Raw genomic sequence first — 11,418 nt, 5'->3', positions numbered from 1 at the left:
CGACATCAGTCACTTTTTGATGCATCGGTACAACTGGATTCGGCCTCACCAATTCAACGGTGGGCTGGCGCCAGCTCGGGCCGAGGAAAAACTTAACGTCGTGTCCGGGATTAGTTGACCACTACAGGGGCAGCGATGATAGGTTTTTATGGAGGTTTGGCGGGAGGGTACGTAAGTAGGGGGCTCGGAAATACTGGCGCCTAGTTTCTTAGCTTGAATTCGCAGATGGAAGTCTAAGATTGCACTGTATGGCCGCGTGGCTGAATGCGGGGTGGGCTTCTATCGCGAACGTTGGCTTGTAACAGATGACTGCAAGATCGTGGTTGGAGTTTTTTAGTTTGGTGGTGTTCAGGTTTGTTTGCGTTGGTGTTTGAATATTTTTGTAAATTGGTATGGGTGTCAGTTAGTTATTGAGGAGGTGGGGTGGGCGCTTTTTTTTGGAGTGAGCTCTGTATGGTGTTGGCTACGGGCGGAATATGGGGAGGGGTGGCGCTTCTTGTGATGATGGGTATCTGTTTGTCGATAAAAAAAATTGCTGGGTTTGAATTTTCTCAGCCGGTTAAGTATCTGGTTTTCATGGGGGGGAGCTTCATCATGGTGCGCATATGTTCAGAGAGTATGCCTATTCGTTTGTGTGGCTGAATAGCTGGTGAAACATAGTATCAATGGGTGCTTTGCCATTTTTTCACAAAGGCCGTTCCTGATTCGGCGGAGGCGCGATGGAGGCGTTTTCCTGGCGTGAACTTTGTGTAGGATTCATGGATGTTATGTTGGGGCTTGTCGTTATTTTTCTATTGATGACTATTTTTTATTGCTAAAACGATTGGCTGGGTTTGAGTTGCATCCACCCGTCAGGTTGGTCGTACTTGTTATTTTTGCCATTTTCTTGATGCAAGCCTGCTCGGAAGATGTATCTGTCCCCGTGCGCGGCTCAGTTGTCGGTTGGAAGGTCTAAGATGAGTATCGGGTCGTACCCAATCGCGAGCAAGCTGCTCCCACAGTGGATCTACATTGACCTTGAATTTTGGGCCCGGCGAAGGTCCCTGTGAGAGCGAGCTTGCTCGCGATGAGGCCCGTCCATGCACCGCAGAACGCTCTGGAGATTGACCCGCCCCCACACCCTGCGTAGCCTTGCGCCTTCGAGGTTCTTCGGCATGTGCCGGAGCTAAGAAGGGAACGCGGTCCAAGCCGCGGCTGCCCCCGCAACTGTGAACGGTGAGGTTTCTGCAAGGCCACTGTGCATGCCCTTTTAAAGGGGCGCACGGGAAGGCGCAGCAATTGCCAGTCGAAAGATTGGCCCGCCGTCAGCCAGGAGACCTGCCTCGAGACAGATTCTCACTACAACCGGGCGGGGTGATCCGGTGGCGAACTTTTCCGCGCGCGCCTGTGCCAGCGGTTGTCGTCCCGTTTGCCCGCCACCTTGCCAAAGGGCATCCGATGAAAACACTGGCCAAACTCCCCGTCACCATCGTCACCGGTTTCCTCGGCTCGGGTAAAACCACCTTGCTGCGGCATATGCTCGACAACGCTCAGGGCCGGCGCATCGCCGTGATCGTCAACGAGTTCGGTGAGCTGGGCATCGACGGCGAGATCCTCAAGCAGTGTGCCATCGGTTGCACCGAAGAAGAGGCCAGCGGCCGCGTCTATGAACTGGCCAACGGCTGCTTGTGCTGCACGGTGCAGGAAGAGTTCTTCCCGGTGATGCGCGAGCTGGTGGCCCGGCGTGGCGACCTTGACCACATCCTCATCGAAACCTCCGGCCTGGCCCTGCCCAAGCCGCTGGTCCAGGCCTTCCAATGGCCGGAAATCCGCAGCGCCTGCACCGTCGATGCGGTCATCACTGTGGTGGATAGCCCGGCCGTGGCCGCGGGTACCTTTGCTGCCTTCCCCGACCAGGTCGATGCCCAGCGCAAACTCGACCCGAACCTGGATCACGAGTCGCCGCTGCACGAACTGTTCGCCGACCAACTGGCCAGCGCCGACCTGGTGATCCTCAACAAGGCCGACCTGATCAGCCCTGAAGACCTGGCCAAGGTGCGCCTGGAAGTCGCCGAAGAACTCCCGCCAGCGGTCAAGGTCATCGAAGCCAGCAGCGGTCGCCTGCCACTGGACGTGCTGATCGGCCTGGGCGCCGGTTCCGAGGAACACATCGACGGCCGCCACAGCCATCACGACCATCACCACGATGGTGACGATGATGACCACGATCATGACGCCTTCGATTCCATTTCCATCGAGCTGCCCCAGGCTGACGAAAGCCTGTTGCTCGACGCGCTGACGCAACTGGTGGTTCAGCACGGCGTGCTGCGGGTCAAGGGTTTCGCGGCAATCCCGAACAAGCCAATGCGCCTGTTGATCCAGGGCGTCGGGACGCGTTTTGACAAGCATTTCGACCGCCAGTGGGGCGCAGAGGAGGCGCGGGTCACTCGTCTGGTGCTGATCGGCCAGGCGCTTGACGCCGCGCTGCTCGAAGCGCAGTTGCGCGCAGCCCTCGGCGCCTAAGCCATGCACCTGCTCAGGACCCAGCCCGGCGGCTTTGTGTCGGATGACAACATTGCCGACCTGGGGCAAACCCCCGCCGAACTGGTGATCCTGTGCAGCGGTGACTCCAGCCTGGCGCTGCTGGCCGAAGCGGCGAAGCAGTTGCCGGATGATTATCCAGAGTTTCGCCTCGCCAACCCGATGCAGGTGCAGAACCACGCCTCGGTGGATCTGTATGTCGAAGACGTGCTGCGCCACGCCAAGGTCATCCTTCTGTCGCTGCACGGCGGCATCGGCTATTGGCGTTACGGCATCGAGCGCCTGATGGAGCTGGCTGGGCGCGGGGAGAAGCTGATCCTGGTGCCGGGGGATGATCGTCCGGACCCGGAACTCAGTGACCTGAGCAACGTGCCCTGCGAAGACCGCGACCGGCTCTGGCAGTTCTTGCGCCAGGGCGGGCTGGGCAATGCCCTGGACCTGTTTTACAACTTGGGCAGCCAATGGTTCGGCCGCGATTATCCGTGGGCCGAGCCGCAGGCCTTGCCACGCACGGCCATCTATCACCCGACGAAAACCAGCGCCAACCTCGACGATTGGCAAGCCGACTGGAGCGCCGGGCAACCGGTGGCGGCAGTGCTGTTTTATCGCTCCCACCTGCAAGCGGCGAACACCGCGTTCATCGACGTGTTTTGCCAGCGCCTGCAAGCGGCGGGGCTCAATCCACTGCCGATTGCCGTGGCCAGCCTCAAGGAGCCGGCTTGCCTGGCGCTGGTAGAGGACTGGCTGGACGAAGTGGAAGCGGGGGTGATCCTCAACACCACCGGCTTCGCTCAATCCAGCCCCGAAGCTCCGCACTTGCGACCGTTTCGCCGCAACATCCCGGTGATCCAGGCGATCTGCGCCCAGGACAACGAACCCGGCTGGCGTGCCAGCGAGCAGGGCCTGGGACCGCGGGACCTGGCGATGCACATTGCCTTGCCGGAACTGGACGGACGGATCATCAGCCGCCCCATCAGTTTCAAGGACCTGGCCTGGCGCAGCGAGCGCAGCCAGAGCGACGTGGTCTGCTACCGCGCCGCGCCCGAGCGCATGGATTTTGTCGCCGAACTGGCCCGACGCTGGACCACCCTGGCGCGCTTGCCCAATCCCCAAAAGCGTGTGGCGCTGATCCTCGCCAACTACCCGACCCGCGACGGTCGCATCGGCAATGGCGTCGGCCTGGACACCCCGGCAGCGGCCTTGAATATCTTGCGGGCCTTGCAGGCCGAAGGCTATCCGTTGCCGGCTGAACTGCCGGCGAGCGGCACCGCGTTGATCCAGCAATTGCTCGGCGGGGTCAGTAACGACCTGGACAGCCTCGACCTGCGCCCCTGTCACCAGAGCCTGGCCCTCGATGCCTACCAATCCCTGTTCGACGCACTGCCCGAGGCCAATCGCCAAGCGGTGCTGGCGCGCTGGGGCAAACCCGAGCAGGACCCGATGTTCCGCGACGGACGCCTGATGGTCGCCGGCCTGCGCCTGGGCCTGACGTTTGTCGGCATCCAGCCGGCGCGGGGTTATCAGGTCGATCCGAGCGCGGTGTACCACGACCCGGACCTAGTGCCGCCCCACGGTTACCTGGCGTTCTATTTCTGGTTGCGTCACACCTACAGTGTCCACGGGGTGATCCACGTCGGCAAGCATGGCAACCTCGAATGGCTGCCGGGCAAGGGCGTCGGGTTGTCGGAAAACTGCTGGCCGGACGTGCTGTTGGGGCCGCTGCCGAATATCTATCCGTTCATCGTCAACGACCCGGGTGAGGGCGCCCAGGCCAAACGTCGCACTCAGGCGGTGATCATCGACCACTTGATGCCGCCCCTGACCCGGGCCGAAACTTATGGACCGCTGCGTAACCTCGAGTTGCTGGCCGACGAGTACTACGAGGCGCAATTGCTCGATCCGCGCCGTGCCCGGGAGCTGCAACGGGACATCCTCAACCTGGTGCGCGAGACGCACATCGACCGCGAACTGCAACTCGATGCCGGGCTCGACAGCGACACAGACGCGGCGATCTGGCTGCCACGCCTGGACACTTACCTGTGCGACTTGAAGGAGTCGCAGATCCGCGACGGCCTGCACATTTTTGGTGAGTCGCCCAACGGACGGCTGCGCATCGACACCTTGCTGGCGTTGCTGCGCATTCCCCGGGGCGACGGCAAAGGCGCGCAGTCGAGTCTGTTACGGGCGCTGGCCAAGGCGTTCGGGCTGGGGTTCGACCCGCTGGATTGTGCCTTGGCCGAGCCCTGGACCGGCGACTGTCCCGAGGCATTGCGGCAGGTCAGCGCCGAGCCTTGGCGCACCACCGGCGATACCCGCGAGCGCCTGGAGCTGTTTGCTGTGCAGTTGATCGAGCAGGCCCTGGACGGTGCGGTGGAGCCGCTCGACGCACCAGGCTGGGAGGTGGTGGGCAGCATCATTGAAAACCTGCGATCCGTCGTGGCCCCGCGCCTGGACGCTTGCGGCCCGGCGGAAATGCGCGGCCTGCTCGATGCCTTGAGCGGGCGCTTCGTGCCGGCCGGCCCCAGCGGCGCGCCGAGCCGCGGGCGCCTGGACGTGCTGCCCACTGGGCGCAACTTCTTCTCGGTGGACGTGCGCAACCTGCCCACCACCACGGCGTGGCGTATCGGTTTCCAATCGGCGAACCTGATTCTTGAGCGGCACTTGCAGGACCACGGCGACCACCTGCGTCAGCTCGGCCTGTCGGTGTGGGGCACCGCCACCATGCGCACCGGTGGCGATGACATCGCCCAGGCCATGGCGTTGATGGGCGTGCGCCCGGTGTGGGCCACCGGCAGCCAGCGGGTCGATGACTTCGAGATCCTGCCGCTGAGCCTGCTGGACCGGCCTCGGGTCGATGTCACGCTACGCGTGTCCGGTTTCTTCCGTGACGCCTTTGCCAACCTGATTCACTTGTTCGATGCCGCTGTGCAGGCCGTCGCCACCCTCGATGAGCCGGACAATCTGAACCCCTTGGCGGCCAAGGTGCGCAGTGAGCGCGAAGCCTTGCTGGCGTCGGGCCTTGAGCCTGAGGCCGCGGCGCGCCAGGCCGGTTGGCGGATCTTCGGCGCCAAGCCCGGTGCTTATGGCGCGGGCGTGCAGGGCGCGATTGACGGTCGCTTATGGCAGAGCCGCGAGGATCTGGCCGAGGTGTACCTGAACTGGGGCGGTTATGCCTACGGTGCCAGCGATGAAGGCACGGCTGCCCGGGAGCAGTTCTCCCGGCGCTTGAGCCAGGTGCAGGCGGTGTTGCAGAATCAGGACAATCGCGAGCACGACCTGCTCGATTCCAATGACTACTACCAGTTCCAGGGCGGCATGCTGGCGGCGGTCGAGACCCTCAGTGGTGATGCGGCGGCCAGTTACCATGGCGATCACAGCCAGCCGGACCTGCCCAGGATTCGCACCCTGAAAGAAGAGCTCAACCGCGTTATCCGTTCCCGCGCGGCGAATCCGAAGTGGATCGACGGCGTGAAGCGTCACGGCTATAAAGGCGCGTTCGAGCTGGCGGCGACGGTGGACAACCTGTTTGCCTTCGACGCCACCACCCGGTTGATCGACGATCACCAGTACGCCTTGCTGGCCGATGCCTACCTGCTCGACCCGGACACCCGGGATTTCGTCCGCCAGCACAACCCCGACGCCCTGCGGGACATGACCGAGCGCATGCTCGAAGCACAGCAGCGGGGGATGTGGCAGGCACCGGGCGAGTACCGTGAGGCGCTGGAGAATTTGTTGTTGGACATTGAAGAAGATGGCTGACGTGCCTTTGTGGCCAGTAATGGCTCCCGCTGGGTTGCGCTGTAGGAACTGCCGAAGGCTGCGATCTTTTGATCGTTCGCTTGAGACTCAAGGGTCTGGGGAAAGATCGCAGCCTCGCTTCGCTCGTCAGCTCCTGCACAGCCCGGCGGGAGCAAGCGCCCTCGCCACAGGGGACTATCGAACACTCATGAGATATTCAACATGACCCACACCCCCCATTTCCCACTCTCCGCCGTGGTCGGTGCCGATGACCTGAAACTGGCCCTGTGCCTGGCAGCGATCGATCCGAAGATCGGCGGAGTGCTGATCGAAGGGCCTAGGGGCATGGCCAAGTCCACGTTGGCCCGAGGCCTGGCGGACTTGTTGGCCAGCGGTCAGTTCGTCACTTTGCCCCTGGGTGCTACCGAAGAGCGGCTGGTGGGCACCCTGGACCTGGACGCGGCGCTGGGGGAAGGGCGCGTGCAGTTTTCGCCCGGCGTATTGGCCAAGGCCGACGGTGGCGTGCTGTACGTCGATGAAGTGAACCTGCTACCCGATCACCTGGTGGACTTGCTGCTCGATGTGGCCGCCAGCGGCACCAACCTTATTGAGCGCGACGGCATTTCCCATCGGCATCCGGCGCGCTTTGTGCTGATTGGCACCATGAACCCGGAGGAGGGGGAGCTGCGCCCGCAGTTGCTCGACCGTTTTGGCTTGAACGTCGCCCTCGACGGTCATACTGCACCGGCTGAACGTGGCCAGATCATCCGGCGGCGACTGGATTTCGACAGCGATCCGCTGGCGTTCTGTGCGGCGTGGGAGACGGCCCAGGCGCAGTTGCGCGAACGTTGCCAGCAGGCGCGCGACCGCTTGGCCGGGATCGCTCTGGATGATGCGGCGCTGGCGCAGATCACCAAGCGTTGTTTTGCCGCGGGGGTCGATGGCTTGCGCGCCGACCTGGTCTGGCTGCGGGCGGCCCGGGCCCATGCGGCCTGGCGCGGGGCTGCTGAAATTGCCGATGAAGACATCGATGCGGTCGCCGAGTTTGCCTTGCGGCACCGGCGGCGCGGGCATTCGGCACCGACACCGTCCCAGGCGCCGAGCGGCGCGCAGAAACCCACTGAACCCAACGAAGGCCAGGGCCAGTGGGGCGACCTGCCGGCCCGGGCATTGCCGACCGGTGCCCGGCGCGACGTGCCGAACTGGCCAAAAAAGCCCTAGGCATTCGCCCCCGTTCGCCGGCGGGGGCGAATGCCAGACCCCGTGCAGGACGACTCGACCAGGGCCGCCAGGGCCGCAGCAAAGCGGCGGCCAGCGGTTTGGTGAACTGGCCGGGGACGTTGCTCAATGGCCGGCCACGTCTGTACGAAGACCTGCGCTTTCACAGTCGCCAGCGTTCGCCCCATGAGTTGTGGCTGGTCATCGTCGATGCGTCGGCCTCGACCCGGCGTCATCGCGCCTTGAGTGACGGCAAGGGCCTGCTGGCGCAGTTGTTCGACGACGCCTACCGACAACGCGCCCGCCTGGCGCTGTTGACGGCCAGCGGCACGCTCCCCAATTGGCAGGTGCAGGGCCTCAAGGCCTCGGCCGGCCTGCGCGACTGGCTCGATGGGCTGGGCGCCGGTGGCGGAACGCCGCTGCTGGCGGCGTTGAACGAGGCCGAGCGCTGGCTGGTGGCGCGGCGCAAGCGTTACCCGGCGGAGCAGCAGCGGGTCTTGGTGATGACCGATGGGCGAGTCAAGGAGGGGCTTTCACCGCCGTTCCTCGATTGTCCGTGCCTGTTGATCGACATCGAGCGAAGCCCGATCCGCCTGGGCCGGGCCCGGCAGTTGGCGCAACGGTTGCAGGCGGAGTATCGGCATATCGATGAAGGGGGGCATGGCTGAGATTGGCAGCGGTTTGTCTGGCCTCATCGCGAGCAGGCTCGCTCCCACATTGGTTCTGCTGTGAGCACACGGCCAATGAACGCCACAGCTCTTCCTGTGGGAGCGAGCCTGCTCGCGAAGGCATCACCTCGGTTCTGGATATGCCCAGCGAACCCGCATCACTGCACTATGCTCAGGCAGCCCCTCACAGGAGTGAACCATGCGCGTACTCGTCACCAACGCCCAGGACGATTTTCGGGTCAAGGCCTATGCCGGCACCAACGGCGTGCTGCTCGCCATGGACTTGGCGGAATCCCGACGCAAAGGGCTGCTGGGCTTTGCCATCGAGAAGCAGCAGGGCGACAAGCCCTGGCTGTTCCTGTTCAACAGCCTGACCTTCCCCGACAAGGCCCACACCTTTCCCCAGTTCCACGCCACCCCCAGCGACAAGGCACCGTTGCAGAAATTTCGCTGGGCCGACTACGCGGTCAACCCCGGCGTGACCATGCACTACCGCGTGCACCTGGCCTACGGCAGCCCCGAAGCACCGCAGTTGGGCGAATCCCTGGCCGTCACCGTCACCAGCGACGACGGGCAGCCGGCCAACCAGCGGGTGATTTTCAACCGTGCCGTGGCCGCCAGCCAGGCGTTCCAGCGCAAGTTTCCTGAAGTGGACGCGCTGATCGGCGCCAACAAGCACCTGTCCATCGATGACTGGCCCGACGCCCCGCGTCGCTGGTTGGAAAATGGCCTGCTGGGGCGCCTGACCGGTTTTATCGATCGGGCGCTGGATGCCAACTGGACCCTGGACGTCGCCATTTATGAATACGAACTGCCGGTGATCGTCGAGGCGGTGACGGCCGCTCACGCTCGCGGTGCCCAAGTGCGAGTGCTGTACCACGCCGAGCCGGGCGACGACACCACGGCGCGTAACGAAGCCAGCCTCGAAAAAATGCCGGCGGCCAACAAGCGCGGGCGGATCACCCACAACATTTTTCATAACAAGTTCATTGTGCTGAGCAAGGTGGATGCCAGCGGCTCATTGCAACCCGAAGCCGTGCTGTGCGGCAGCACCAACTTCACCGCCAACGGTGTCTACCGCCAGGCCAATGTGGTTCATGTGCTCGACGACCCTCGGATGAGCGCCAGCTACCTCCAGGTGTTCGAGCAAGTCTGGGCCACGCCCCAGGACGTCGATGCGACTCGCCAGTGGCTGACCCGCAACAATGCCATGGCGCCGCAAGAGGCCTTGTTCGCTGGGTTCTCGCCGCGCACCGGGGAGGGCGACCTGGATCGCTTCGTCGACATCATCAAGGGCGCGCGAAAGGACCTGTTGTTCGTCACCGCCTTTGTGTTGCCCGAGCGCATCCTCGACGCCTTGCTCGGCGCCCCCAATGACGACGTGTTGCGCTACGGCCTGCAAAACACCAAGAGTCGCATCACCGGCTTTCACGCCGACCGCACCGCCGAATTCGCCGCCACCGCGCTGCTCAACACCGGCCTGGAAGGCTGGTTGCGGGAAAACATGAAAGGCCAGAAGGGCAACCTGCTGGTGCACACCAAAGCCATCGTCACCGACTTCACCAGCGACACGCCGACCATCCTCAGCGGCAGCCACAACCTGAGCGCCGCAGCCAGCAGCGGCAACGACGAGAACTACCTGATCATCCAGGGCAACACCGACCTGGCCGACCGCTACGGGCTGGAGTTGCTGCGTTTCTATGAACATTACCGCTTTCGCTACTTCGCGAAAAAACTCGCCCTCAAGCAGGTCAAGCCACTGGCAGTGGATGACAGTTGGAGTGATGACTATTACCGCGAGGGGGATTTGCGGATGTTGTCCAGGGTGAGGTTTTGCGGGCGTTGAACGGTGGTAAGAGATGTTTTAGGGTGCTATTTTTAGTGCCATTAAGAGTGCTTAAGGACTCATCTCATGACACATATCGTGCTTTCTCAGGTTGTAGCCAGTATTTCCGAGCTTAAGAAAAATCCGATGGGCACTGTCGCTGCCGGGGGAGGGTTATCTGTAGCGATCCTCAACCGAAACGAGCCGGCTTTTTATTGCGTCCCTGCTAGGGAGTATGAAGCCATGATGGATCGGCTTGAAGACATGGAGTTGGTCGCTCTCTGCCGCGAGCGTGAAAATGATCCAACGATCAAGGTTTCTCTTGATGACCTATGAGTTGGAGTTTTCCGATAAGGCATGGAAGGAATGGCAAAAGCTGGGAGCTTCACTGAGAGAGCAGTTCAAAAAGAAGCTTGAAGAGCGACTGGTGAACCCGCATGTCCAGGCCGACCGCCTACATGGGTTGGGCAATGCCTATAAAATCAAGCTGCGCAATGCAGGCTATCGATTGGTTTACCGGGTAGTAGATGATTTGCTGGTCGTTACGGTGATCGCAGTAGGTAAGCGCGAGCGCGGCCAGGTGTATGACGAGGCAGCCAAGCGGTAATAGCCAAATTCCCCGCCGGCGAGTTGTTGTCCATGGTGAGGTTTTTGCGGGCGTTAGGCGCAGTAGATGATCCGATGCTGGCATAGAGCTATCTATCAGCCTGGAAGCTGCTATGAATCTCTGTCACGGACCGTCAGCTTTACTTCGTATCAGCGTTGCTATCCTGTTGTTGGCCTTGGGTGCTTCGGCCCTTGCCGCCAATCAACCGTGTTCCGGTCGCAAGGGCGGTATTGCCGGATGTGACGGCGATACCTTCCTGTGCAACGACGGCTCCATCAGTGCTTCGAAGAAGTCCTGTTCCGCTGTGCTGGGGCTTCGGAACGAGGCCCGGCCGCAGTCGTTGCTCAAATCATCCGAGGGTTGCCAATGCGGCAATGGCAATTACTGCGTCGGTTCCCGGGGCGGGGTCTATTGCCTCACGCCCGGCGGCAGCAAGAGCTACAAGCGCAAATAGCGCGCCCTCTCAGGCCTAAAAACACCGCTGATTCATTGTGGGAGCGGGCTTGCTCGCGAAGAGGCCGGCAGATTCAACTTCGTGGTTGACTGACACACCGCCTTCGCGAGCAAGCCCGCTCCCACAGGTCCTTATTCGCAGTTCCACTTCTGCGTTGACCGCTTACCCGTTTCGTTTCTGTGCAGCGGCACCGGTTTGGGGCCTTGTTACCCGCAAGGCCGTGGCCAATGGTAGCAATAACGGTGCGGCCTGCAGGGCGCCATCAATCGTCTTGCTTCCCATCTCCCTGATTTCCTTAACTTTCCATTTTCCTCACCTTCTCCCTGCAAGCCTGTGGCACACTTTCTGCTGTCTATTCCGTTGTTACATACCTCATTCCGGTATAGCG

8 protein-coding genes and 1 riboswitch are annotated in these 11,418 nt (G+C 62.2%); all 8 genes read left to right on the top strand.

Going from position 1 to position 11,418, the window contains the following annotated elements; translation table 11 throughout:
- Positions 1-1,125: 1,125 nt before the first annotated feature.
- A riboswitch (cobalamin riboswitch) is annotated at positions 1,126-1,339 on the top strand.
- 98 nt (positions 1,340-1,437) lie between these two features.
- Positions 1,438-2,502: a cobalamin biosynthesis protein CobW gene (gene cobW / locus AACY42_RS25060; RefSeq protein ID WP_339483014.1), complete on the top strand. Its 1,065-nt coding sequence runs from the start codon at positions 1,438-1,440 to the stop codon at positions 2,500-2,502.
- A gap of 3 nt (positions 2,503-2,505) precedes the next feature.
- Positions 2,506-6,279 (top strand): cobaltochelatase subunit CobN, encoded by a 3,774-nt coding sequence (cobN, locus tag AACY42_RS25055; protein WP_339483013.1) that lies wholly within the window; start codon positions 2,506-2,508, stop codon positions 6,277-6,279.
- Between the two features lie 201 nt (positions 6,280-6,480).
- Positions 6,481-7,479, top strand: coding sequence for an ATP-binding protein (locus AACY42_RS25050; RefSeq protein ID WP_339483012.1), 999 nt, complete (start codon positions 6,481-6,483; stop codon positions 7,477-7,479).
- Positions 7,480-7,580: 101 nt separating this feature from the next.
- On the top strand, positions 7,581-8,144 hold the full coding sequence (locus AACY42_RS25045; RefSeq protein ID WP_339483018.1) for a vWA domain-containing protein: 564 nt from the start codon (positions 7,581-7,583) through the stop codon (positions 8,142-8,144).
- 199 nt (positions 8,145-8,343) lie between these two features.
- Positions 8,344-9,990 (top strand): phospholipase D-like domain-containing protein, encoded by a 1,647-nt coding sequence (locus tag AACY42_RS25040; protein WP_339483011.1) that lies wholly within the window; start codon positions 8,344-8,346, stop codon positions 9,988-9,990.
- A 66-nt stretch (positions 9,991-10,056) separates the two neighbouring features.
- Positions 10,057-10,305 (top strand): type II toxin-antitoxin system Phd/YefM family antitoxin, encoded by a 249-nt coding sequence (locus AACY42_RS25035; protein WP_024616638.1) that lies wholly within the window; start codon positions 10,057-10,059, stop codon positions 10,303-10,305.
- Entirely contained in the window at positions 10,295-10,576 is a 282-nt protein-coding gene (locus tag AACY42_RS25030; protein ID WP_339483010.1) for a type II toxin-antitoxin system RelE family toxin, read from the top strand. Before AACY42_RS25035 ends, AACY42_RS25030 begins: the two co-directional genes overlap by 11 nt.
- Positions 10,577-10,688: 112 nt before the next feature.
- Entirely contained in the window at positions 10,689-11,030 is a 342-nt protein-coding gene (locus AACY42_RS25025) for a hypothetical protein (RefSeq protein WP_339483008.1), read from the top strand.
- Positions 11,031-11,418: the final 388 nt, after the last annotated feature.

Origin of the sequence: Pseudomonas sp. RL_5y_Pfl2_73, assembly GCF_963970515.1 — a bacterium.
Classification (GTDB): Bacteria; Pseudomonadota; Gammaproteobacteria; order Pseudomonadales; family Pseudomonadaceae; genus Aquipseudomonas.
Note: the sequence above shows the minus strand (reverse complement) of the source record. Positions and strands in the feature narration are given on the sequence as shown.

Bases quoted from the DNA above. Each gene is read 5' to 3' on its own strand.
- cobW (WP_339483014.1), top strand. From the start codon at position 1,438: ATGAAAACACTGGCCAAACTCCCCGTCACCATCGTCACCGGTTTCCTC.
- cobN (WP_339483013.1), top strand. From the start codon at position 2,506: ATGCACCTGCTCAGGACCCAGCCCGGCGGCTTTGTGTCGGATGACAAC.
- AACY42_RS25050 (WP_339483012.1), top strand. From the start codon at position 6,481: ATGACCCACACCCCCCATTTCCCACTCTCCGCCGTGGTCGGTGCCGAT.
- AACY42_RS25040 (WP_339483011.1), top strand. From the start codon at position 8,344: ATGCGCGTACTCGTCACCAACGCCCAGGACGATTTTCGGGTCAAGGCC.
- AACY42_RS25035 (WP_024616638.1), top strand. From the start codon at position 10,057: ATGACACATATCGTGCTTTCTCAGGTTGTAGCCAGTATTTCCGAGCTT.
- AACY42_RS25030 (WP_339483010.1), top strand. From the start codon at position 10,295: ATGACCTATGAGTTGGAGTTTTCCGATAAGGCATGGAAGGAATGGCAA.
- AACY42_RS25025 (WP_339483008.1), top strand. From the start codon at position 10,689: ATGAATCTCTGTCACGGACCGTCAGCTTTACTTCGTATCAGCGTTGCT.